General features: G+C 28.5%; 21 protein-coding genes and 1 riboswitch. All 21 genes read right to left on the bottom strand.

Features of this window, described 5'->3' with window-relative positions; all coding sequences use genetic code 11:
* Positions 1-17: 17 nt before the first annotated feature.
* Positions 18-1,559, bottom strand: coding sequence for a glutamine-hydrolyzing GMP synthase (guaA, locus tag KYD98_RS10415; protein ID WP_219779882.1), 1,542 nt, complete (start codon positions 1,557-1,559; stop codon positions 18-20).
* 61 nt (positions 1,560-1,620) lie between these two features.
* Positions 1,621-3,075 carry an IMP dehydrogenase gene (guaB, locus tag KYD98_RS10410; protein WP_219779880.1) on the bottom strand — a complete coding sequence of 485 codons (1,455 nt, stop codon included), beginning with the start codon at positions 3,073-3,075 and terminating at the stop codon, positions 1,621-1,623.
* 139 nt (positions 3,076-3,214) lie between these two features.
* Positions 3,215-3,312, bottom strand: a riboswitch (purine riboswitch).
* Positions 3,313-3,454: 142 nt separating this feature from the next.
* On the bottom strand, positions 3,455-3,859 hold the full coding sequence (locus KYD98_RS10405) for a type II secretion system protein (RefSeq protein ID WP_219779878.1): 405 nt from the start codon (positions 3,857-3,859) through the stop codon (positions 3,455-3,457).
* Positions 3,860-4,021: 162 nt separating this feature from the next.
* Entirely contained in the window at positions 4,022-5,647 is a 1,626-nt protein-coding gene (gene groL, locus KYD98_RS10400) for a chaperonin GroEL (RefSeq protein ID WP_219779877.1), read from the bottom strand.
* 13 nt (positions 5,648-5,660) lie between these two features.
* Positions 5,661-5,945 (bottom strand): co-chaperone GroES, encoded by a 285-nt coding sequence (gene groES, locus KYD98_RS10395; RefSeq protein ID WP_219779875.1) that lies wholly within the window; start codon positions 5,943-5,945, stop codon positions 5,661-5,663.
* A 402-nt stretch (positions 5,946-6,347) separates the two neighbouring features.
* Positions 6,348-7,388: an ABC transporter substrate-binding protein gene (locus tag KYD98_RS10390; protein ID WP_308462452.1), complete on the bottom strand. Its 1,041-nt coding sequence runs from the start codon at positions 7,386-7,388 to the stop codon at positions 6,348-6,350.
* Positions 7,389-7,411: 23 nt separating this feature from the next.
* The gene (locus tag KYD98_RS10385) at positions 7,412-8,254 is read right to left on the bottom strand and encodes a DUF3919 family protein (RefSeq protein ID WP_219779873.1); all 843 of its coding nucleotides are present in this window, start codon (positions 8,252-8,254) and stop codon (positions 7,412-7,414) included.
* 117 nt (positions 8,255-8,371) lie between these two features.
* Entirely contained in the window at positions 8,372-9,781 is a 1,410-nt protein-coding gene (locus KYD98_RS10380; protein ID WP_219779871.1) for a sensor histidine kinase, read from the bottom strand.
* Between the two features lie 4 nt (positions 9,782-9,785).
* On the bottom strand, positions 9,786-10,481 hold the full coding sequence (locus KYD98_RS10375) for a response regulator transcription factor (RefSeq protein WP_219779869.1): 696 nt from the start codon (positions 10,479-10,481) through the stop codon (positions 9,786-9,788).
* 159 nt (positions 10,482-10,640) lie between these two features.
* A complete protein-coding gene (locus tag KYD98_RS10370; protein ID WP_219779867.1) occupies positions 10,641-12,125 on the bottom strand; it encodes a 4Fe-4S dicluster domain-containing protein in 1,485 nt (494 codons plus the stop codon).
* 239 nt (positions 12,126-12,364) lie between these two features.
* Positions 12,365-13,267, bottom strand: a complete 903-nt coding sequence (locus tag KYD98_RS10365; protein ID WP_219779865.1) for a DNA-3-methyladenine glycosylase family protein — start codon at positions 13,265-13,267, stop codon at positions 12,365-12,367.
* A gap of 1 nt (position 13,268) precedes the next feature.
* Positions 13,269-13,676 (bottom strand): C-GCAxxG-C-C family (seleno)protein, encoded by a 408-nt coding sequence (locus tag KYD98_RS10360; protein WP_219779863.1) that lies wholly within the window; start codon positions 13,674-13,676, stop codon positions 13,269-13,271.
* Positions 13,677-13,942: 266 nt separating this feature from the next.
* Positions 13,943-15,109 carry an NADPH-dependent butanol dehydrogenase gene (locus KYD98_RS10355; RefSeq protein WP_219779861.1) on the bottom strand — a complete coding sequence of 389 codons (1,167 nt, stop codon included), beginning with the start codon at positions 15,107-15,109 and terminating at the stop codon, positions 13,943-13,945.
* A 257-nt stretch (positions 15,110-15,366) separates the two neighbouring features.
* Positions 15,367-16,215, bottom strand: a complete 849-nt coding sequence (locus KYD98_RS10350) for a 3-hydroxybutyryl-CoA dehydrogenase (protein ID WP_219779859.1) — start codon at positions 16,213-16,215, stop codon at positions 15,367-15,369.
* A 98-nt stretch (positions 16,216-16,313) separates the two neighbouring features.
* A complete protein-coding gene (locus tag KYD98_RS10345; protein WP_219779857.1) occupies positions 16,314-17,321 on the bottom strand; it encodes an electron transfer flavoprotein subunit alpha/FixB family protein in 1,008 nt (335 codons plus the stop codon).
* Positions 17,322-17,343: 22 nt separating this feature from the next.
* On the bottom strand, positions 17,344-18,126 hold the full coding sequence (locus KYD98_RS10340) for an electron transfer flavoprotein subunit beta/FixA family protein (protein WP_219779855.1): 783 nt from the start codon (positions 18,124-18,126) through the stop codon (positions 17,344-17,346).
* 14 nt (positions 18,127-18,140) lie between these two features.
* Positions 18,141-19,280, bottom strand: coding sequence for an acyl-CoA dehydrogenase (locus KYD98_RS10335; RefSeq protein WP_219779853.1), 1,140 nt, complete (start codon positions 19,278-19,280; stop codon positions 18,141-18,143).
* An 81-nt stretch (positions 19,281-19,361) separates the two neighbouring features.
* A complete protein-coding gene (locus KYD98_RS10330) occupies positions 19,362-20,144 on the bottom strand; it encodes a short-chain-enoyl-CoA hydratase (RefSeq protein WP_219779852.1) in 783 nt (260 codons plus the stop codon).
* Positions 20,145-20,527: 383 nt separating this feature from the next.
* Complete coding sequence (locus KYD98_RS10325) at positions 20,528-21,157, bottom strand: redox-sensing transcriptional repressor Rex (RefSeq protein WP_219779851.1); 630 nt, start codon at positions 21,155-21,157, stop codon at positions 20,528-20,530.
* Between the two features lie 136 nt (positions 21,158-21,293).
* Positions 21,294-21,860: a manganese efflux pump MntP gene (locus KYD98_RS10320; RefSeq protein ID WP_219779850.1), complete on the bottom strand. Its 567-nt coding sequence runs from the start codon at positions 21,858-21,860 to the stop codon at positions 21,294-21,296.
* Positions 21,861-22,066: 206 nt separating this feature from the next.
* Positions 22,067-24,259, bottom strand: coding sequence for a heavy metal translocating P-type ATPase (locus KYD98_RS10315; RefSeq protein WP_219779849.1), 2,193 nt, complete (start codon positions 24,257-24,259; stop codon positions 22,067-22,069).
* Positions 24,260-24,272 lie beyond the last annotated feature (13 nt).

Below are 24,272 nucleotides of genomic sequence, written 5' to 3'. Positions count from 1 at the left end.
TTCTTATATTTTATCTACTATTCAAATTCTATAGTTGCTGGTGGTTTTCCTGTGCAATCATACATTACACGATTTACACCTTTTACTTCATTTATAATTCTAGTTGTTACTTTTCCAAGTACTTCCCATGGAAGATCTGCACTTTCAGCTGTCATGAAATCACTTGTAGTTACAGCACGAAGTGCAACTGCATAATCATATGTTCTTTCATCACCCATAACACCTACTGAACGCATATTAGTAAGAGCTGCAAAATATTGACCAATTTCTTTATCAATTCCTGCCTTTGCAATTTCTTCTCTATATATTGCATCTGCCTCTTGAACTATTTTAACTTTTTCAGCTGTTACTTCTCCAATAATACGTATTCCAAGACCTGGACCTGGGAAAGGTTGTCTAAACACTAACTTTTTAGGTATTCCAAGTTCTAAACCTGCTTTACGCACTTCATCTTTAAATAATAATCTAAGAGGTTCTATTATTTCTTTAAAATCAACATAATCAGGAAGTCCTCCAACATTATGGTGAGATTTTATAACTGCTGACTTTCCAAGACCACTTTCAATTACATCTGGATAAATAGTTCCTTGTACAAGATAATCTACAGTTCCTATTTTTTTAGCTTCTTCTTCGAATACTCTTATAAATTCTTCTCCAATAATTTTTCTCTTTTGTTCTGGTTCTTCTACTCCAGCTAATTTTTCATAAAATCTTTCTTGTGCATTTACACGAATAAAGTTTAAATCATATTGACCGTTAGGTCCAAATATTTCTTCAACTTCATCACCTTCATTTTTACGAAGTAAACCATGATCTACAAATACACAAGTTAATTGCTTTCCAACAGCTTTTGAAAGTAATACAGCTGCTACTGATGAGTCAACTCCACCTGATAATGCACATAATACTTTACCTTTTCCAACTTTTTCACGAATTTCTTCAATTGTCTTTTCAACAAATGAATCCATTTTCCAATCTCCACTACATCCACAAATATTATAAACAAAATTTGAAAGCATTTTTGTACCTTCTTGTGTATGCATAACTTCTGGATGAAATTGAACTGCATATAATTTTTTATTTTCACATTCCATAGCTGCAACAGGACAAACAGGAGTATTCCCTATTACTTTAAATCCTTCTGGTGCTTTTTCTATGTAATCAGTATGACTCATCCAACATATTGTTGAAGGTGATACTCCTTCAAAAAGTTTAGATTCTACTTTTACATCAACTTTTGTTTTTCCATATTCACTTACAGGTGCAGTTGCTACTTTACCTTCAAGCATATGAGACATAAGTTGAGAACCATAACATATACCTAAAATAGGTACTCCTATTTCAAATATAGCTTTATCACATAAAGGAGAATCTTCTCCATATACACTGTTTGGTCCACCAGTGAAAATGATTCCCTTTGGATTCATTTCTTTTATTTTATCAACACTTAAATTATAAGGATGCACTTCACAATATACATTACATTCTCTTACTCTTCTTGCAATTAACTGATTATATTGTCCACCAAAATCTATAACTAAAACTAACTCTTTCTTCATTATTTCCTCCTGAAACTGTTTTTACAAACTAATTATTATGATATATTATTTTATAAACTAATTATTGTCCCACACTATAATTTGGAGCTTCTTTAGTTATATTTATATCATGTGGATGACTTTCTCTAAATCCTGCTGAAGTTTGAACAACAAATCTAGCTGTTTCATATAAAGTGTCTAAATCTTTAGATCCTAAATATCCCATTCCAGATCTTATTCCACCCAATAATTGAAATATTGTATCTGAAACATATCCTTTATATGCTACTCTTCCTTCAACACCTTCTGGTACTAATTTTTTATTTCCATCTTGGAAATATCTATCTTTAGATCCACATGCCATTGCTGCTAAAGAACCCATTCCTCTGTATACTTTATAGCTTCTTCCTTGGTATATTTCCATTTCACCAGGTGCCTCTTCACAGCCTGCAAATAATGATCCCATCATTGCTGCTGCTGCTCCTGCTGCTAAAGCTTTTACTATATCTCCAGAATATTTTAATCCACCATCTGCTATTACTGGAACTCCATATTTTTTACCTACTTCTGCACAATCCATAACTGCTGTTAATTGTGGTACTCCAACCCCTGCAACAACTCTTGTAGTACAGATTGATCCTGGTCCTATACCAACTTTAACACAATCTGCTCCTGCTTTTATTAAATCTTCTGTTGCTTCTGCTGTTGCTACATTTCCTGCTATTATTTGAAGATCTGGATGCTTTGATTTTATTTTTGAAACTGCATCTAAAACTCCTCTTGAATGTCCATGTGCTGTGTCCACTGTAATTACATCAACTTTAGCTTTTACTAAAGCATCAACTCTCTCTATCATATCTCCAGTAATACCTACAGTAGCTCCACATAACAATCTTCCTCTTTCATCTTTTGCAGCATTAGGAAATTGCTTAGCTTTTTCAATATCTTTAATTGTTATTAATCCTTTTAAAATTCCTTCACTATCCACCAAAGGTAATTTTTCTATCTTATGTTTTTTTAGTATTTCTTTAGCTTCATCAATTGAAGTATTTTCTGGTGCTGTAATTAAATTTTCTTTTGTCATTACTTCTGATATTTTTTTATTAAAATCTGTTTCAAAAGTTACATCTCTATTAGTAAGTATTCCTACTAATTTTCCATTTTCAGTTATAGGTACTCCTGATATTCTATATTGTGCCATTAGATTTTCTGCTTCTTGAAGTGTATTCTCTTTTGATAAAAATATAGGATCTGTAATAATTCCATTCTCTTGTCTTTTAACTTTATCAACTTCTTTTGCTTGTTGTTCAATTGACATGTTCTTATGAATAATTCCAATTCCACCTTCTCTTGCCATAGCAATAGCCATTTTAGATTCAGTTACTGTATCCATAGCAGCACTCATTAAAGGTATGTTTAATGTTATCTTTTTAGTTAATTTAGTTTTTAAACTTACCTCTCTAGGTAATATTTCTGATTTATTTGGTACTAGTAATACATCATCAAATGTATATGCAGTTTTAATTATTTTAGCCATATTATCCTCCCTAATCCTTTTCTTGCATTTTTATATTAATTTTGAAAGTTTTATTGCATTTTTTTCTTAATTTTATGTACAAAAAAAACATATTAATCTTCTAAGTGAAGTTAATATGTTAATATAATATTACATTATATTATATATTAAAATCACTCATAGTCGGAAATTTAAGGTTTCCGGTAGATACTCCCTGCCATATTCAAGGTTTATATGAGCTTTTAATTTATTCTAACTTTGATTAAAATTATTATAATGTAAGATAGACTTAAAGTCAATAAATTTGAAATTAAAGTTGCAAAAATATAAACACTGATTTATCTTAAATAAATCAGTATTCTAAAATATATTATTTCTTTAATTTATATTTTTTATTTAATTATTTTTCTATATTAGAGACGTCTAAAATTTCTGTATTTTCTTCAAAATCAAATTCTTTACCATTTAAAACCTTATAACAATCCCCAATTGTTGTCTTATCTATATTAAGATTATTTAGTGAAACATCTTTAAGATACTTTTCTATTCCTCTTTCTTTTTTAGCGTTACTAATTGTCTTACCTCTTTCATAAACACACTCATTTCTTAAGTCATAAGATTCAACAGCCATAACAACTTTCCTACATTGATCTATAACCTTTGTTTTTTTAGCTTCTTTTATATATCCGCTTACTTTAGGCAATAACACTGTAGCTAAAATAGCTATAATACCAATTACAGCAATCAATTCAATTAATGTAAAACCTTTTTTCTTATAATATTTTTTAAAGCTTAACCTATTCATAATATCACCTACTAATAATTTTATTGTTATTTGTATTATCTCTATTTGAATATTTTATATACATTTTTTTCCAATTTAAATTATCTTTAAATAATATTAATCTTATTAATACAAAAATAAAAAGCCATCATTACTGATGACTTTTTATTTTTGTATTATATTTTAGTACATTCCGTCCATTCCCATTCCTGGTGCACCTGGCATTGCAGGTTCTTTTGATGGAATATCAACAACTGCTGCTTCTGTTGTTAAGAATGTAGATGATACTGATGCTGCATTTTGTAATGCTGATCTAGTTACCTTTGTTGGATCAACAATACCTGTTTTAATCATATTTACATAAGTACCATGTAAAGCATCATATCCTATTCCTGCTTCACTATTTCTAACTTTATCTATTATTACTGAACCTTCAACACCAGCATTAGTTGCTATTTGTCTTACTGGTTCTTCTAATGCTTTTACTATTATATTTATACCTAATTGTGTATCTTCAACATCTGATGTTAATTTTGCCACTTCATTAATTACATTAACATAAGCAGTACCTCCACCAGATACTATTCCTTCTTCAACAGCAGCTTTAGTAGCAGCTAAAGCATCTTCTATTCTAAGCTTTCTTTCTTTTAATTCAGTTTCTGTTGCTGCTCCTACTTTAATAACTGCAACTCCACCAGCAAGCTTCGCTAATCTTTCTTGTAATTTTTCTTTATCAAATTCTGAAGATGTTTCTTCTAATTGAGCTTTTATTTGGTTAACTCTATCTTTGATATCAGAAGAATCTCCCTTTCCATTAACTATTACAGTATTTTCTTTAGTTACCTTAACACTTTCTGCTTGACCTAGCATATCAAGAGTAACTTCTTTTAAATCTCTTCCTAGTTCTTCAGCTATAACAGAACCTCCTGTTAATATAGCAATATCTTGTAACATTTCTTTTCTTCTATCACCAAAGCCTGGTGCTTTTACTGCAACACAAGTAAATGTTCCTCTTAACTTATTAACAACTAATGTTGCCATTGCTTCACCCTCAATGTCCTCAGCAATGATTAATAATTTTTTACCTGCTTGAACTATTTGTTCTAATATAGGTAATATTTCTTGAATATTTGATATTTTCTTATCAGTTATTAATATATATGGATTATCTAATAAAGCTTCCATTTTTTCTGTATCTGTAGACATATAAGGTGATACATATCCTCTATCAAATTGCATACCTTCAACTACATCTAATTCTGTTCCCATAGATTTTGATTCTTCTATTGTAATAACGCCTTCATTTCCTACCTTTTCCATAGCATCAGCTATTAACTTACCAATTTCTTCATCTGCAGCTGAAATTGCAGCAACTCTAGCTATATCTTCTTTTCCTTCTACAGGTCTAGAAATCTTTTTAATTTCTTCAACTGCTTTATCTACAGCAATTCTTATACCATTTCTAATTAACATAGGATTAGCACCTGCTGTAACATTCTTTAATCCTTCTCTTATTATCGCTTGAGCTAATAAAGTTGCTGTTGTAGTACCATCACCAGCTACATCGTTAGTTTTAGTTGCTACTTCTTTAACTAATTGAGCACCCATATTTTCATATGGATCTTCTAATTCTATTTCTCTAGCTATAGAAACACCATCATTTGTAATTAAAGGTGATCCAAATTTTTTATCTAAAACAACATTTCTTCCTTTAGGTCCTAATGTAACCTTAACTGTATCAGCTAGTTTATCTACACCTATTTGCATAGTTCTTCTTGCATCTTCTCCAAATTTTAACATTTTAGCCATTTATAACACCCTCCTATTCAACTATCGCTAATATATCTTCTTGTTTTAATATCATATATTCTTCACCATCTACTTTTACTTCAGTCCCAGCATATCTAGAATATAATACTTTATCTCCTACTTTAACTTCCATATCGATTCTGGTTCCATCAACTACAGCTCCTGGACCTACAGCTACAACTTCTGCTTCTTGTGGTACTTCCTTAGCAGTACCTGTTAAAACTATTCCGCTTTTAGTTTTTTCTTCTGCTTCTAATTTTTTAATTACAACTCTTTCTCCAAGTGGTTTAATTCTCATAAAAAGTCCCTCCTATATATTAAAATTGTTATTTTTATTTCAAGTATTAGCACTCATCAACATCGAGTGCTAATATATTTATTATAATATCCTTTATGACCATATAATTCAAATATTTTTTCTAATATTATAAAGCTTTATTTCTTAAATATATTTAATTATATTCTTTTTTCTCTTATTCTCTTAAATTATCTCTATTTTTCTTTTTTATTTCTTTATTTATTATGTTAACTTTTTTATAGTTTTTTATATAGTATATTTTTATCTTTAAATTACCTAATAATTATTTTTCACTTATTTTTATAGTTATATTCAATTAAAGTAATATTATCCGTAATATAATTAAAGATAAATAATCAATTACATAATATATATGATTATTTATCTCCATTAATTCTAAATTTACATTATTTTATTTAAATCTTTTAGTAATTCTTCTCTATCTTTTGCAGCTTTATTAAAATCATATTTGCTATTTAGTTTATTTGAATCAAAAGTTTTCTTTATATTTAAATCATTATCTTGACTAATTGTAGGTACTGCCATTGAAAAGTCATTAAGTGCATTTCCAGCTTCTTTTGTTGTACAATATTCTATAAATGCTTCTGCAGCCTTACTATTTGAACAATTTTTTAGTTTAGCTATCGGACATATTGTCCAACCTGTATTATCTGGAATAATAGATTCTATTTTAAATCCAGAATTCTTTACTATAAGTTGTTGATTTATAAAATTAACAGTTATTAAGTATTCACCAACCCCTACCTTTTTAGCTGGCGTAAATCCACTATCAGTAAATTGTCCTACATTATTTTTTAAATTCATGAAAAACTCTAGTCCTTCTTTTTTTCCCATAGTTTGTACTAAATAAGATAAAAAAGTATATCCTGTTCCCGATGTTCTAGGATCAGGTAAAACTATTTCTCCCCTGAATCTAGGGTTTATAAGTTCTTGTATAGTTGTTGGCTTTTTTATATCACTAAATTCTTTATTCCATCGTTCTTCATTTATACCTATTGAAAGTGCTTCAATATATAAACCTGTCCAATAACCATCAGTATCTCTATATTGAGATGGAATCCTATTAGAATCTTTAATTATATATTTATCAAGACAATTATTAATTTTTAGTAATTCAATAGCATCTGTTGTTCCACCTAAAAATATATCTGCTTTTCCAGAATTCTGCTCTTTAATAATTTTTTCTGCTCCTTCTTCAGTTGGAAATCTTAAAAATGAATAATTGCAACCTGTCCTTTCCTTAAAGCCATCTAATAATACTTTAGCTTCATCTTCATTAAAAGTAACATAAACAATTAAATTTTCATTTTTAAGATTTGGTAACCCTTTGTTTCTATAATATATATTATAGAAACAAATAATTGAAATAAAGATTATAAATACAACGCATAGCCCTACCTTATTGATTTTTCTCTTAAACACACTAATCCCTCCATATTATAAGACTATCTATTAAATAATCTATCACATAAATTATTTAAATCACCTTCCATATAAAAAGAATTTACAATTTCATTACCATAATCTCTAACAACCGCATAACCATTTTCATAAATATCAATACTAATCACATCATAACTATCCTTTTCATAATCTAATGTATTCTGATCTATAGCAACAGAATCTTCATTATATATTCTAATATGATAATTTAAATCTCCCTTATCTGATATCGCTTTTTCTAATTTTGTATTATCAGTTATTCTTTTTAATTCTAAAATTTTATTTTTAATTAAAGTTTTATCATTACTTCCACATTTATTACTATTGTTATATTTATCTACAATTACTATCTTATTTTTATCATTCATAAGTTCTGCTAATACTGAAGGTGTACAGAAGATATCATTTATATAATTTCTTAGCCTATTTATATATGCAGCTCCATAATTTCCTCCATAATAAACATCATTTATTCTGAGATTATTACCTAAACACAATGTACCTTTCTTACCATCTAAATATTGAATTGTTCCAGTTATCTCATCAGAAGAGGTTTCCATCTGCGAATTATAAAAATTGTCATTTCTTGGCATAGAATCAACAAGATTGCAAAATTCTTTTAATGTTTCATTAGACGTAACAATAACTTTTCCCCATCTCTTACTATGAAAATCTATTTTCACTGGAATCGAATCAGATGCATACTGTAAAACTTGTTCTTTATCCTCTATTACAATAACTTTATTATATATTGATTTTTTAAGGTAAACACCTATAAATATAATATTTAATATGAAAAATATGATACATACGTTTATGATTTTATTATTTTTAAAATTCATCATAGATGTGATTTACCCTCCTTTAGAACAAAAGTGGCTACACCATGTTTCAATTAACAATTATGCTTAAAAGCCACAGACTTTCTTTAATATATATTCTTCAACTTTTAAGTTTGTTTTTTAATAATTTACCTTAAATGTTAATATAACTCTTGTCCCATTTAAACTTTCTATTTCTATATTTCCTAATTGTTTTTCCATAATTTCTTTGCAAATAGATAATCCTAAACCACTACCACCATATTTTTTCTGTAAACTCTTATGTGCTGTATAAAAATTTTTAAATATATTTTTTAATTCTTGATTAGGAATACCTTGTCCATCATCATATATATATATCTTTAGATTCTCTTTATCATAGTCCATACTTATAGTGATTTTAGTACATTCACTATACTTTATGGCATTATCTAATACATTAAGCATTACTTGCTCAGTTTTTTCTTTATCAATACTGATATATTTGGAATCTAAATCTATTCTTACATCTATACCAAACTTTTTCATTCTAGGCTTTAAAATCATTACTGAACTTTCAATTATAGATTTAATATCAACATTTTCTTTTTTTATTTCTAATTGGTTTTTATTAAGCCTTGATAACTCTAATAATTGTTCAACAAGTTTTAATAGTCTATCACTACTTTTTCTTATATATGTAATACATTGTTCTGTATCACTTTTATTTTTTACTCTCAAAAGTAAATCTGAATATCCTATAATAGCTGCTAATGGTGTTTTAAATTCATGTGTAATATTATCAAGAAATCTTTTTTGATTTTCTTTCTCTTCTTTTAATTTATCAATCATATTTTCTATATTGTTAGACATTATGTTAAATGAATTGGCTAAATCTTCTATTTCATCACCACTATTTATATTTATTTTTTTAGAAAAATCTCCATATGAAACTTTTCTTGCAATATTTTTTAACCTAAGTATTGGCATTACTATTTTATTTGAAAATGAATTACTTAAAATAGTAGAAAATAAAATTGAAATTATAGCAAATAAAGTCATACTAAACATTGTATTCATTATAATAGTATTTTCTTTATGTAAATTATATACATATCTTATACAGCCAATGCTTCTATCTTCGTCATAAATAGGACTCGAAAATAATATATATGATTCACCATCTAAATTTCTAACTATATAAGATTTTTTGCCTATTAATGCCATAGATACATCTTCGTCATTTTTTATCTCAGGATAGTCTTCCGAATCACCTACTAATGAATTATTACTATATATTTGTACTCTTACTTTACAGTTATTGGATAAATATGTGGCAATAAATGGGCTCATCTCACTCAAAACCTTTTCAGAATAACTTTTATCTTCTTTTTGTAAATAATTCATAACAAACTTTTGACTACTATAACTCTCCTTTTTAAGAGTTTCTATAGAACTATTTATAATCTTACTATATAAAATATATATTGTAACTAAATATATACCAATTATAGCCATTATTAAGACAGTAATATTAATAAATAATATCTTCTTTTTTATTCCTAATTTCATAGTATTACACCTCAAACCTATACCCTACTCCATATATAGTTTTAATTGCATCTTCATGTCCTAATAATTTTTTTCTAATTCTTTTGATATGAATATCCACTGCTCTAGTATTCCCGTTAAAATCATACCCCCATATTTTATCTAACAATTCTTCTCTAGTAAAAACTTTATATGCATTCTGTACCATTAAAAGTATTATTTCAAATTCTATATGGGTAAAAATAATCTCATCTAAATCAATAAAAACTCTTCTTTCAGGTACAATTATCTTTATAAAATCCTTTTCTATAATATCATTTTCTCTGTGTTTACTAGTATCATTTCCTATAAGTTTAGCTTTATTTATTCTTCTTGATATCGCTCTTATTCTTAAAATTAATTCTCTACTATCAAAAGGCTTGGTTATATAATCATCAGCTCCCAATTGAAGTCCTAGTAATTTATTATTCAACTGACTCTTTGCACTAAGAATAATTATTGGAATTTCACTGTTCATATTTTGAATTTCATGTATAATTTCAAATCCATCTTTATCTGGAAGCATTAAATCCAATACTACTAAATCTGGAGATTCACTTTTAAAGAATTTTATAGCATCTATTCCACATTCTGCAGTTACCACTTCATAATTTTCAAAAATCAAATTCATTTTTACTAAATTTAATATAGATTCCTCATCATCTACTAATAAAATTTTCATGTACAATCCCCCTTGTAAATATACACTATATTGTATATAATACACTGTTTTAAGCAATAAATGTACTCCTTTTCACATTTTCATATATTGAATCCCATAAAAATAAAAAGAGTCCTAGGATTTTAGAACTCTTTTTATCTTAAAATTTATATAAAATTATTATCTTTCTAAATTTATATCTTCATATTCCTTTATCTTTTCATTTGATAATACAGTCTTCATTGATGCTTGATGATTAATTTTTGTAAATGTTGCTTTAGCCTTCATTACTGAAACAAACTTACCTGCTCCGTTAATACAACCACCTTCACACATCATTCCTTCTATGAAGTTTCCTTGTAATCTTCCTAGTTTAGCCATAGTCATAGTTTTCTTTATTTCAGCTCCACCAGAAACTTTAACTGGTTTAAAATCTATTTCTATTTGCTTATCTTTAACATAGTTTTCTATAGCGCTAGTTAATCCTCCACTAACCCCAAATCCTCTACCAAATATTGATGCTTCATCAACTAAAATATCATCACAAGTTTCTGGATTTATATCAAATCCATCAAATAAAGCCATTAATTCTTCAAAAGTTAATACATAATCTACTGCATCTTTTATTGAATCTATTAATGCTTCTGTTTTTTTAGCAGTACAAGGTCCTATAAAAATTACTTTTGCATCTTTATCAGTTGCCTTTATATAACGAGCTGTTGCAACCATTGGTGAAACAGTTCCTGATATTCTTTCAACTTGATCTGACATCATTTTTTCAATATAGCTTAAGAAACCTGGACAGCATGAGTTAGTCATATATGCATCCCCATTTTCCATTCTCTCTACAAATTCATTACTTTCATGTACAGTAACAGCATCTGCTCCACAAGCTGCTTCTACCATATCTGTAAATCCTAATGCTTTAATTGCATTTCTAACTTGTCCATAAGTTGTTTTTGGTCCAAATTGCCCTGCTATTGCTGGTGCAACTACTGCATATACTTTTTCTTCATTAGTTAATTGTTTAACAACTCTAACTAATGAACTTTTATCTTCTATAGCTCCGAATGGACATGCTGCCATACAAGCTCCACAATTAACACATTTTTCTTCTTTAATCATTGCTCTTTTATCTGAATTTATATCTAATGCACCTGTTGGGCAAGATTTTTTACATGGTCTCATATCTTCTGCAATTGCGTCATACGGACATGCTTTTTTACACATTCCACATTCCTTACATTTATCTGGATCAATATATGCTCTTCCATCAACATAAGTTATAGCACCAAAATTACAAACACTTTGACATTTATGTGCTATGCAATTTCTACATGCATCTGTTACTTGGAATTTCTTTGTTGGACACATATCACAAGCTTCTTTTATAACATATAATATTTGCTTTTCTTCTTCTACATTAACTAATTCATCTGAGTCTGCTCCATTTGGAAGAAAACCTGCTGCTAATTTAGCTCTATCTAATAATATACTTCTTTCACGTTTTACACTTTCTCTATAAGAAGGTTCTTCGCCTGGAATTATTTGATACGGTATTTTTTCTAATTCTTCCTTTGTTACTTCTTTCTCTTTTGCCACTTTTACAATACTAGTTAATACATCATGTTTTAATTTTACAAGTTGATTTTCAAATTTGAACATCTACACACACTCTCCCACCAAATTTATTACTTTATACTTGTCATGATAAGGCAATTATATCATATTAATAGTACCTCTATACTTATAATCACATTATTCTAATTTTTCTGAATTTGCTATATGTAAATATAATTTAATTAAAATTTTAGTGAAATTTATGTTTATATATGTATTAATTTGATGTATTTATTATAAATTAATAATATTATTGATATTTTTTTAACAACTAAGTAATTATTCTATATTTTTATATTATTTTCTCTTGCATAATAGAATAAGTATTGTTGAGCAAATCCAGATAATGCTCCAAATTTATTTCTTGCAAATATTCTAATTTTATTTAATGACCCTTCTTCTGCGTTATAAAAATGTATCATCGCACGTTTTACCCATACATCTACTGGAAATGCTGATGATTTTCTCATAGAAAATAACATTATACAATCAGCTACTTTAGATCCTACACCTTTAAATTCTTGTAACGCCACATGACATTCATCATCACTTAAAGATTTAATATACTCTAAATCATATTTTTTAAATCCTTCTTCATTTTTTATCCCATTATACACATTACTTATTGTATCTATTATATATTTGCTTCTAAAAGAGGCTCCTGTTTCCTGAATTTCTTCTAAAGTAGCATCTTTAATCTCATGTATTGTTGGAAATGCATAATATTTCTTTTCTTTATAAGTAATTTCCTTTCCCCATTTAGATGCTATTCTATTTACAGTTCTTTTTATAGATGGTATATTATTTCTTGCTGAAATTATAAAACTTATTAACATTTCAAATGGATCTTGATTTAAAACCCTTACTCCATAACCAAATTCAATGCTTTGTCTTAATAAGTTATCTTTTGATAGTTCTGATTTAATGATTGAATAATCTCTTTTTAAATCTAAATAATCTATCCAAATATTATTAAACTCTTCTTCAGTAGTATTATAAACTATTATGTCTTCTCCATCTTCTTTAAATTCTATTACTTTACCAAAAGCAATAACTATAAAATCATTATCTTCAATTTCTTCAAATCTAAAAATTTGACCACATTCAAAGATATGTTTTAATTTAAAGTTTTTAACTTGCTTTATCACCAAATAATCTTGAAAAACTTCGATATTTTTATAATCCATACTAACACCTCATATTTTTAGATATAACATTTTCAAGTACATCTGCGGCAGTTTCTACCATTACAATGCAACCATCATCACTTCTTCTATATTCTTTCCTTAACTCAATACAATTATTACTACCAAGCTTCTCTTTAAATACATTTATAAATTCCCTTGTTAATTCTCTTACAATAGGACTTTTATGTCCACTTATTTCAGTAAACATGATTCCTATTACTGCTATTGATCCAGATATAACACCACATACATCTCCGATTCCCATTCCTCCACCAAAAGCAGACATAGTTTTTAATGTTTCATCTGATAACTTTAAATTATATTCTTCATTTGCTGCATATATTAAGCATTCAGCGCAATTTAAATCATATTTTTCATTCCAATATTTTCTTGCCATTTCTTTTAGCATGTATCTCACCAACCCAATTTTCAATTTAATTTCTTATGTTTTAATATAATACACATTTTCATTTGTATATATCTAAAATATATTATATACCTTTATTTATTCAATATCCAGAACTCATAATATTGTTCTTTCTCTGTATCTCTTGTTAAAAATTTATTTTTTAATTATATGGCTTCTTTAACAAAAAAATTGTCAATGTAGCTGAAAAAATAAAAGGTTCTAGTATCCTAAAATACTAAAACCTTTTATTTAAAATTTACTTTAAATTAGAAATCAACTTTATTTCCATGATAAGCACATTCAAATATTTTTTTCATTTCATCTTTATTTAATTGTCTTGGATTTGATCCAGTACAAGCATCTGCTATAGCTCTTTCAGCAATCAAATCAACTTTTACATTAAATTCTGCTTCATCAATTCCATATTCTTTTAAAGTAGATGGTATTGATAATTTTTCATTGAATTCTTTTATTAAGCTTGTTAATGAATCTACTAATTCATCATCTGTTTCACCTGTTAATCCTATAGATTTAGCTATTTTAGCATATCTATCTAATGCTGACTTTTTATTAAAATCAATTACATAAGGCAAGTAAATAGCATTTGCACATCCATGAGGTATATGGAATACTGCACCTGTTTTATGTGCCATACTATGAGTTATTCCTAATAACGCATTGGAAAATGCCATTCCTGCTAAACATTGAGCATAATGCATTTGTTCTCTTGCATCTTTATCTCCTTCATAAGATTTAATTAAATAATCTTTAACCATTTCAATAGCTTTTAATGCTAATGGATCTGTAAATGGAGAATTTAATGTAGCTACATAAGCTTCAATAGCATGAGTCAATGCATCCATACCTGTATGAGCTGTTAACTTAGGTGGCATTGTTTCAGCTAACTCGGGGTCAACTATAGCAACATCTGGAGTTATATTAAAATCAGCTAAAGGATATTTTATCTCAGTTTTGTAATCTGTAATTACTGAAAATGCTGTTACTTCTGTTGCTGTTCCACTAGTTGAAGGTATTGCTAAGAATTTTGCTTTACTTCTTAATTCCGGTATAGTAAATGGATCCTTTATATCATCAAAAGTTTTTTCTGGATGTTCATAGAATACCCACATTGCTTTTGCAGCATCTATTGGAGATCCTCCCCCCATAGCTATAATCCAATCAGGATTAAAATCTTTCATTAATTCAGCACCTTTAAATACCGTTTCTACTGATGGATCTGGTTCTACACCTTCTATTAATTTTACTTCTATACCTGCTTCTTTTAAATATTCAATGGCTTTGTCAACAAAACCAAATCTCTTCATTGAACCTCCGCCAAGTACCAACACTGCTCTTTCACCTTTAAGAGTCTTTAGTTGTTCCATTGACCCTTTTCCATAATAAATGTCTCTTGGCAATGTAAATCTCATCATAATCTCAATAACCCTCCTAAAAATAAATTTTTAATTATATATATAACTTCTATTAAAATCCTTGAAATCCTTTAAATTTTACCAATTTCATAAAACGTTTTCTTGAATTCTTAATCTATAATAAAAATTACAATTTTTGAATATCATTGCTACTAATTCTTATTCACTATATATCACAAATTATAGATTCTTCTAGATAAAAATAAAAAGTTCCCAGAAAGCAATTTGCTCTGAGAACCTTTTATATCTATATAAGACTATCTTGAATAATCGTAGAATCCTTTTCCAGTCTTTCTACCTAACCAACCAGCTCTTACATATTTTCTTAATAAGCTATGAGCTCTGTATTTAGTATCTCCTGTTTCATTATATAAAACATCCATGATAGCTAGACAAACGTCTAATCCTATAAGATCTCCTAATGCTAAAGGTCCCATTGGGTGATTAGCACCATATTTCATAGCTGTATCTATATCTTCAACTGAAGCTATACCTTCTGCTAATATTCCAATTCCTTCGTTGATCATTGGAATTAATATTCTATTTACAACGAATCCTGGAGCTTCTGCAACTTCTACTGGGTTCTTTTCGATAGCTATTGTTAATTCTTTTATAGCATCAAAAGTTTCTTGTGAAGTAGCCATTCCTCTAATAATTTCAACAAGTTTCATTACAGGAGCTGGGTTAAAGAAATGCATTCCGATAACTTTATCTGCTCTCTTTGTAGCTGAAGCAACTTCAGTTATTGATAATGAAGAAGTGTTAGATGCTAAAATAGTTTCCGGCTTACAGATTCCATCTAATTCGGCAAATATTTCTCTCTTTATTTTCATGTTTTCAACAGCAGCTTCTACTACTAAATCGCAGTCAGCAGCTAATTTCATATCAGTTGTTCCAGAAATTCTTGAAAGTATTTCTTCTTTAACTTCTTCTGTCATTTTGCCTTTAGCAACTTGTTTAGTTAAACCTTTGTTGATTCCTGCTATTCCTCTTTCAACAAATTCATCTTTTATATCTCTTACTATTACTTCATAACCATGTTGTGCGAATGCTTGAACTATTCCAGCACCCATTGTTCCAGCACCAAGTACAAAAACCTTTTTCATTGATAAATCCTCCTCAAAATCTTTATTTATAAGTATCCTTCATTAAAAGATAACTTTTAATGAAGGATTAAAGTCTAAAATAAGTATATTATATTTAATTATTCAGCACTTTTTACAGCTTTAGCTTGAGCTATTAATTCTGGTAAAACCTTAGTAACATCTCCAACTATAGCATAATCTGCAACTTGCATAATTGGTGCAGTTTCATCTTTATTGATAGCTATAATCATATCTGAATCTTGCATACCAGCAACGTGTTGGATAGCTCCTGAAATACCACAAGCTATATAGATTGATGGTCTTACAGTTTTACCAGTTTGACCAACTTGGTAATCTCTTTCTATCCATCCATTATCAATAGCAGCTCTTGATCCAGCTACAGATCCATCTAAAACTTCTGCTAATTCTTGTAATAATGCGAAGTTTTCTTTTGAACCTACTCCTCTACCACCAGCTACAAGTATCTTAGCTTCTGATATATCTACAACATCTTTGTGTGCTTTAATGATTTCTATAACTTTAGTTCTAACATCACTATCAGCAAGTTTAACTTCAACTTTTTCTATTTTACAATTGCTTGCATCAGTGTTGATTTTTCCAAAAACTCCTGGTCTTACTGTAGCCATTTGTGGTCTATGTTCTGGACAAGCAATTGTAGCCATTAAGTTACCACCAAATGCTGGTCTAGTAGCTAATAATCCACCATCTTCTACTTGAACGTCTAATGATGTACAGTCTGCTGTTAATCCAGTTGATAATCTAGCTGCTACTCTTGGACCTAAGTCTCTTCCGATGAAAGTAGCTCCTATAAATAATATCCCTGGTTTTCTTTCATTAGCTAAATCACAAATAACTTTTGTATAAGCATCAGTAGTGTAGTGTTCTAAGTTTTTGTCTTCTGCAACTAAAACTTCATCTGCACCATGTTCTCCTAATGTTTTAGCTAAGTTTTCAATGTTATTACCTAATAATAAAGCTGTTAACTTAACTCCTAATTTATCTGCAATCTTTCTACCTTCACCAAGTAATTCTAAAGATACTTTTTGTAATTCGCCTTCTCTTTGTTCTGCAAAGACCCAAACGCCTTTGTAATCTGCTATATTCATATTAAATTACCCTCCTATTATCTTAGATGTAGTGTTTTTCTTGTAATTTGCCTAATACATAAGTTACTGCTTCTTTAGCTGGTTTGTTTACAACTTCGCCTGCACCCTTAACTTCTTTAGTCATTGACTTCTTAACCTTTGTAGGTGAACCTTTAAGTCCTAATTCAGCCTTATCTACATCTATATCATCTGCACTCATAACTTTAATTTGATCATCAGAAGTAGAGAATATATTTGCAACATGCATGTATCTTGCTTCATTTAATTCTTCTATTGCAGTTAATAGACATGGAGTTTTTATTTCAATTTTTTCAAATCCATCTTCTAATGCTCTGTTTACTAATAATGTTCCTGCTTCCTTAACTTCAACACCTTGAACGTAAGTAACTTGAGGAATATTTAAATGTTCAGCAATTTCTGGTCCAACTTGAGCAGTATCTCCATCAATCGCTTGTCTTCCAGCAAATACTAAATCATAGTCTAATTTAGCTATTACTCCAGCTAATGCTTTTGAAGTAGCTAAAGTATCAGCTCCTCCTAATGCTCTATCTGTTAATAAGATAGCTTCATCAGCACCCATACATAATGCTTCTCTTAATGTAGCCTTAGCCATTGGAAGACCCATGCTTATAACAGTTACCTTTGCACCAACAGTTTCTTTTAATTGTAATGCACCTTCTAAAGCATGTTTATCTTCTGGATTCATAATTGATGGAACTCCATCTCTTATTAATGTACCTGTTTTTGGATCAATCTTTACAGCTGTAGTATCTGGAACTTGTTTTACACAAACTACTATATTCATTATAAAAGTCCTCCCTATCTTAAAATGCTTCCTGCGATAACCATTTTTTGAACTTCTGAAGTTCCTTCATAAATTTCAGTTATCTTAGCATCTCTCATCATTCTTTCTACTGGATAATCTTTAGTGTAACCATATCCACCAAAGATTTGAACTGCTTTAGTTGTAACTTCCATTGCAACTTCTGCAGCAAATAATTTAGCTCTTGCAGCATCTATTGAGTATGGTTCTCCATTTTGTTTCTTGCAAGCAGCTTTATATACTAAATGTCTTGCAGCTTCTATCTTAACATCCATTTCAGCAATGTACCATTGTAAACCTTGTTGAGCTGATAATGGTCTTCTGAATTGTTTTCTTTCTTTCATGTAGTTAACAGCTTCTTCAAAAGCACCTTCTGCAATACCTAATGCTTGAGCAGCTATACCAATTCTTCCACCATCAAGAGTTTTCATTGCTATACCAAATCCTTTACCTTCTTTACCAAGTAGGTTTTCTTTTGGTACTATACAATCTTCCATTACAAGTTCAGTAGTTGAAGATCCTCTTATTCCCATTTTATCTTCTAATTTACCGATTGAGAATCCTGGAAAACTCTTTTCAACGATAAATGCAGAGATTCCTTTAGTTCCTTGGCTCTTATCAGTCATAGCAAATATTATGAAAGTTTCAGCAACTCCACCATTAGTTATGAAGATTTTAGATCCGTTTAATACATAATGATCTCCATCTAATACAGCTGTTGTTTGTTGTCCAGCAGCATCTGTTCCAGCACCTGGTTCAGTTAAACCAAAAGCACCTATTTTCTTACCTTGAGCTAGTTCAGGTAAATATTTTTCTTTTTGAGCTGGAGTACCATGTTCATTAATTACTGATGCACATAATGAAGTATGAGCTGAAACTATAACACCAGTTGTAGCACATACTTTTGATAATTCTTCAACAGTCATTATGTATGAAAGAACATCTCCGCCTGCTCCTCCAACTTCTTTTGAAAATGGAATACCCATTATACCTAACTTAGCCATTTTTTCAACGTTTTCCATTGGGAATCTTTCAGTTTCATCCACTTCAGCAGCAATTGGTTTAACTTCGTTTTGTGCGAATTCTCTAACCATTTGTTGTACTAATTCTTGTTCTCTAGTTAATTGGAAATTCATTAAATTACCCTCCTTATTGATTACACTCTATTGATGATCGATTATATATAAATCTTTAATAGATTTTTAACTTAAATAATATTATTTATTTTGGAAATTCTTTTCTCTTCTTTCTAAGAATGCAGTCATTCCTTCTGTTTGATCTTCAGAAGCGAAACATTTTCCAAAGTCTTCAGCTTCAATTAAAACTGCTTTATCTATAGAAACTTGCATACCTCTGTTAATTGCATCTTTACAAAGCTTAACAGCTATTGGAGCATTTGCTATAATTTTATTTGCCATAGCTTTTGCTTCGTCCATTAAGTTTTCTAATGCAACTACTTTATTAACTAAGCCTATTCTATGAGCTTCATCTGCTTTAATTATATCGCATGTGTAGATCATTTCTTTGGCTTTTCCTAGCCCTACTATTCTAGCTAATCTTTGAGTTCCACCAAATCCTGGAGTTATTCCAAGACCTGCTTCTGGTTGAGCAAATTTTGCTTTTTCTGAAGCTATTCTTATATCACAAGACATAGCTAATTCACATCCACCACCAAGAGCAAATCCTGAGATAGCTGCGATTACTGGCTTGTCTAAATTTTCCAATCTTAAAAATACTCTATTTCCTAATTCACCAAATTCTCTACCTTGGTCTTCATTAAGATCTTTCATTTCTGAAATATCGGCTCCAGCAACAAAAGATTTTTCTCCTGAACCAGTTAATATAACTGCGTATACATTGTTATCTTTTTCTAAATCTTCTAATACAGTATCTAAATCTTTTAATGTTTCTGAATTTAATGCATTTAAAGCTTTTGGTCTATTGATTGTGACAATTGCTAAATGTCCTTCTTTTTCAAGAATCACATTCTTTAATTCCATTGTTATAGTCCTCCTTTAAATTTTAATATTTATATTTATAAATTAATAATTAACAAAAGTTATAATTATTATTTATTATTTATGAAATTTATTTATATATTAATTACATGACATGAATTGGTATTGTTATAATATTAACAAATCTTTTTAAAAATAAAATTTTTGTACATTTATTTTAGTCTGCTAATTATTGTTATAATATTAACAATTCATCACAAAAAAAATAATCAAAATATATCCAACCCAACCTTAATTTAAATTATAATACTTAAATATATTATTTGCAATAAGATATTCTGTTATTAACAGATTTTTTATAATGTTCGCATAATTCATACTAATTTTATTCTAATTATCCTTATTTCACGTAATTATCTAATTAATTATTGTTGATGTAATTGATAAATTAGTGTAGATACACTTTCACTCAAATGAACATTTTCTACTTTAACATCATCAGGCACTTGTAAATCTATTGGTGCAAAATTCCAAATCCCTCTAATTCCACCTCTAACTAATTCATCTGATACTTTTTGAGCACTTTTTTTAGGTACACATATAACCCCAATATCTATAGATTGACAATTTAAAAATTTTCCTAACTCGTCAATATCTCTAATCTCAATATCTCTAATTTTCATTCCTATCAACTTAGGGTTTGCATCAAAAATTGCTGTAATCATAATTCCTAATTTATCGAATCTACTATAATTCGCAATCGCTTGCCCAATATTTCCTGCTCCAATTAATACAGCATTATACTCTTTATCTAATCCTAATATAGAATTTATTTGAGTATACAAATCTCTAACATTATATCCATACCCTTGTTGGCCAAAATCTCCAAAACAATTTAAGTCTTGTCTTATCTGTGATGCTGTAAAACCTATTTTTTGTCCTAGTTCTTTTGAAGAAATTCGATCTACATCATTTTTCATAAGTTCATTGAGATACCTATGATATTTAGGCAATCTCTTAATTACTGCCATAGATATATTCTTATTCTTTTCCATACACTTTCTCCTTATTTAATATTATCTATTTCAATATTATCTATATTTTTAAATATTTAATCTATTTTTTCACAATCTTAATAATTTATTGTATATATTCTTTTTCTTTTTTTCTTTTTTCTTTTTTCAATGATAACTAAAATAATTTTAAATGTTCAGCTAAAATTTGGAATCCTATTAAAATTAAAATTATTCCTCCAACTATTTCTGCCTTATTTCTAAGTAAATTTCCAACTATTTTTCCAACATATACAGCTATTAAACTAATAATAAATGTAATTATACCTATAATAAAGGCAGCTGTTAATATATTGACATTTAAAAAAGCAAAACTTACTCCAACTGCTAAAGCGTCTATACTTGTTGCAATTGCTAATATTAAAAATCGTTTATTAGAATTTATATCAATATTTTCCTCATCTTCATCTCCAAATAACGACTCATAAATCATCTTTCCACCTACAATACTTAACAAAATAAATGCAATCCAATGATCCAATTCTTGTATATATTGATTAAATCCATATCCTAAACTCCACCCAATTAAAGGCATAAGTGCTTGGAAACCACCAAAATATATACCAGCTTTTAATGCAATTTTTTTCTTTTCATTTTCAGAAACTTTAAGACCTGTAGTAAGAGATATAGCAAAAGCATCCATAGCTAAACCTATTGCTATAAATATAATTAATAAAATTGGCATTTACTTTCCTCCATAGTTTATCATAATATAAAAACTTGATTTTTTCTAGTTTTATCTCATGTAATATATATTTTTTTGAAATCTCAGTATACTTTTCTTAATTTTTATTGTCAACTATATAATTTGTTTTTAAATTATTTTTAATTTAATTTTAAAAGGGCAATCTAATATTTTATATTAAATTGCCCTTTTAATAATTAAATTATTTATGCTTTTAATGCTCTCATAGAATTTAATACAGCTATTAATGTAACACCAACATCTGCAAAAACAGCTTCCCACATATTAGCCATACCTAATGCTCCAAGAACTAATACAAAAATTTTAACAAGAAGTGAAAATATTATATTTTGCCATAATATTGAATTGGTTTTTTTTCCTACTTTTATAGCCTGTACTAAAGATAATGGATCATCTTTCATTAAAATAACGTCAGCAGCTTCTATTGCAGCATCAGATCCTATCCCCCCCATTGCTATACCTATATCAGCTCTTGCAAGTACAGGTGCATCATTAATTCCATCTCCTACAAAAATCACTTTACCATTTGATTTCTTATTTGAAATTAATTTTTCTACCTTCAAAACTTTATCTACTGGTAAAAGTTCACTTTCAAATTCATCTATACCTAAATCTTTAGAAACTTTTTCTGCTACCTTTTTATTATCTCCACTTAACATAACTATTTTTCTTATACCTAAGCTTTTTAGTTTTTTAATAGCTTCTTTTGAAGTTTCTTTTATTTGATCTGTAATCAGTAAATTCCCTTTATATTCTCCATCAATTGAAGCATAAATAACTGTTCCTAATTTATTTTCTCTTTCACATTTAATTCCTATATCCTGCATTAACTTAAAGTTTCCAAATACGACTTCTTTCCCTTTAATTATAGCTTTAACGCCATGACCTGATAATTCTTCATAATTATTTACATCATTTTTGTCAAAATTACCATTATACGCTCTAACTATTGATTGTGCTATTGGGTGATTAGAAAAACTTTCTGCTAAAGCTGCAAATTTTAATAATTCTTCCTTATTAATATCTACTGCATTAACTTCAGTAACCTCAAATATTCCCTTAGTTAAAGTTCCTGTTTTATCAAATACAACAGTATCTGTATTTTTTAAAGCTTCAAGATAATTTCCACCCTTAACTAAAATTCCTTTTTTTGATGCTCCACCAATTCCTGCAAATAAACCTAAAGGAACTGATATAACCAATGCACATGGACAAGATATAACTAAAAATATTAATGCTCTATAAAGCCAGTTTGAAAATTCTGCTTCTGAAATTATGATTGGTGGAATTATCGCTACTGATATAGCTAAAAATACAACTATTGGAGTATATTTTTTTGAAAACTTAGTAATAAATTGTTCAGTAGGTGCTTTTTTATTACTTGCATTTTCAACCATGTCCAAAATTTTAGAAATAGTGGATTCTCCAAAGTTTTTTGTAACCTTAATTTTTATCACTGAATTTAAATTAATACTTCCTGATAAAATATCATCATTTTTATAAACTTCCCTAGGAATTGATTCTCCTGTTAATGCTGAAGTATCTATAAGACCTTCTCCCTCTACTATTATCCCATCAAGAGGAATTCTCTCCCCTGGTTTAACTATAATTAAATCTCCCACCTTAACTTGTTTAGGTGATACTGTACGTTCTCCATTTTTAGTTAGAACATTAGCATATTCTGGCCTAATATTCATTAGAGAAGTAATTGATTTTCTAGATTTATTTACAGCATATCCTTGCAGTAACTCTCCTATTTTATAAAATATCATAACTCCAACTGCTTCAGGATATTCACCTATAGCTAATGCTCCTAATGTTGCTATACTCATTAAAAAATTTTCATCAAAGACTTCTCCTCTTAAAATATTTTTAAAAGCAATTTTCAGTACATTTCCTCCTATTAAAACATAACTTAAAATAAACACACTTATATTTAAATAGGTATCTTCTCTAAATATCATTGCTATAATATATAGTATTATTCCTATAATAGACATCATATTTTCTTGATTAAAAAATTTTATAAATTTATTAGTAGCTAATGATTTAGATTTCTTTAAGTTTTTACTACTATCAATTTTATTTAAATGGGTATTATTTTCTTTAAACTTAACATTATATCTCTTTAAATTATTGCCATCTCTCCTATATTTACTAACAATAACACCTGGTTCTAATTCTTTAACTATATTTTTAACTTTATTTATAATTTTTTCTGACTCTGATTCTTTAATTGGTTGTATTGTAATTATTCCAAGTGAAAAATTCATATTAGCTTCACTTACTTCTTCTAAATTATTTATTCTTTTTTCAATTTTAACAGCACAATTAGCACAATTTAAACCTTTTAACAATAATTTAATGTCATTTGCCATTCTCTATCATCTC

It is taken from the genome of Clostridium weizhouense (assembly GCF_019431045.1).
GTDB classification, from domain to species: domain Bacteria; phylum Bacillota; class Clostridia; order Clostridiales; family Clostridiaceae; genus Clostridium; species Clostridium weizhouense.
The sequence above is the reverse complement of the archived record's forward strand: the minus strand, read 5'-3'. Positions and strand labels throughout refer to the sequence as shown.

Bases quoted from the DNA above. Each gene is read 5' to 3' on its own strand.
- guaA (WP_219779882.1), bottom strand. From the start codon at position 1,559: ATGAAGAAAGAGTTAGTTTTAGTTATAGATTTTGGTGGACAATATAAT.
- guaB (WP_219779880.1), bottom strand. From the start codon at position 3,075: ATGGCTAAAATAATTAAAACTGCATATACATTTGATGATGTATTACTA.
- KYD98_RS10405 (WP_219779878.1), bottom strand. From the start codon at position 3,859: ATGAATAGGTTAAGCTTTAAAAAATATTATAAGAAAAAAGGTTTTACA.
- groL (WP_219779877.1), bottom strand. From the start codon at position 5,647: ATGGCTAAAATGTTAAAATTTGGAGAAGATGCAAGAAGAACTATGCAA.
- groES (WP_219779875.1), bottom strand. From the start codon at position 5,945: ATGAGAATTAAACCACTTGGAGAAAGAGTTGTAATTAAAAAATTAGAA.
- KYD98_RS10385 (WP_219779873.1), bottom strand. From the start codon at position 8,254: ATGATGAATTTTAAAAATAATAAAATCATAAACGTATGTATCATATTT.
- KYD98_RS10380 (WP_219779871.1), bottom strand. From the start codon at position 9,781: ATGAAATTAGGAATAAAAAAGAAGATATTATTTATTAATATTACTGTC.
- KYD98_RS10375 (WP_219779869.1), bottom strand. From the start codon at position 10,481: ATGAAAATTTTATTAGTAGATGATGAGGAATCTATATTAAATTTAGTA.
- KYD98_RS10370 (WP_219779867.1), bottom strand. From the start codon at position 12,125: ATGTTCAAATTTGAAAATCAACTTGTAAAATTAAAACATGATGTATTA.
- KYD98_RS10365 (WP_219779865.1), bottom strand. From the start codon at position 13,267: ATGGATTATAAAAATATCGAAGTTTTTCAAGATTATTTGGTGATAAAG.
- KYD98_RS10360 (WP_219779863.1), bottom strand. From the start codon at position 13,676: ATGCTAAAAGAAATGGCAAGAAAATATTGGAATGAAAAATATGATTTA.
- KYD98_RS10355 (WP_219779861.1), bottom strand. From the start codon at position 15,109: ATGATGAGATTTACATTGCCAAGAGACATTTATTATGGAAAAGGGTCA.
- KYD98_RS10350 (WP_219779859.1), bottom strand. From the start codon at position 16,215: ATGAAAAAGGTTTTTGTACTTGGTGCTGGAACAATGGGTGCTGGAATA.
- KYD98_RS10345 (WP_219779857.1), bottom strand. From the start codon at position 17,321: ATGAATATAGCAGATTACAAAGGCGTTTGGGTCTTTGCAGAACAAAGA.
- KYD98_RS10340 (WP_219779855.1), bottom strand. From the start codon at position 18,126: ATGAATATAGTAGTTTGTGTAAAACAAGTTCCAGATACTACAGCTGTA.
- KYD98_RS10335 (WP_219779853.1), bottom strand. From the start codon at position 19,280: ATGAATTTCCAATTAACTAGAGAACAAGAATTAGTACAACAAATGGTT.
- KYD98_RS10330 (WP_219779852.1), bottom strand. From the start codon at position 20,144: ATGGAATTAAAGAATGTGATTCTTGAAAAAGAAGGACATTTAGCAATT.
- KYD98_RS10325 (WP_219779851.1), bottom strand. From the start codon at position 21,157: ATGGAAAAGAATAAGAATATATCTATGGCAGTAATTAAGAGATTGCCT.
- KYD98_RS10320 (WP_219779850.1), bottom strand. From the start codon at position 21,860: ATGCCAATTTTATTAATTATATTTATAGCAATAGGTTTAGCTATGGAT.
- KYD98_RS10315 (WP_219779849.1), bottom strand. From the start codon at position 24,259: ATGGCAAATGACATTAAATTATTGTTAAAAGGTTTAAATTGTGCTAAT.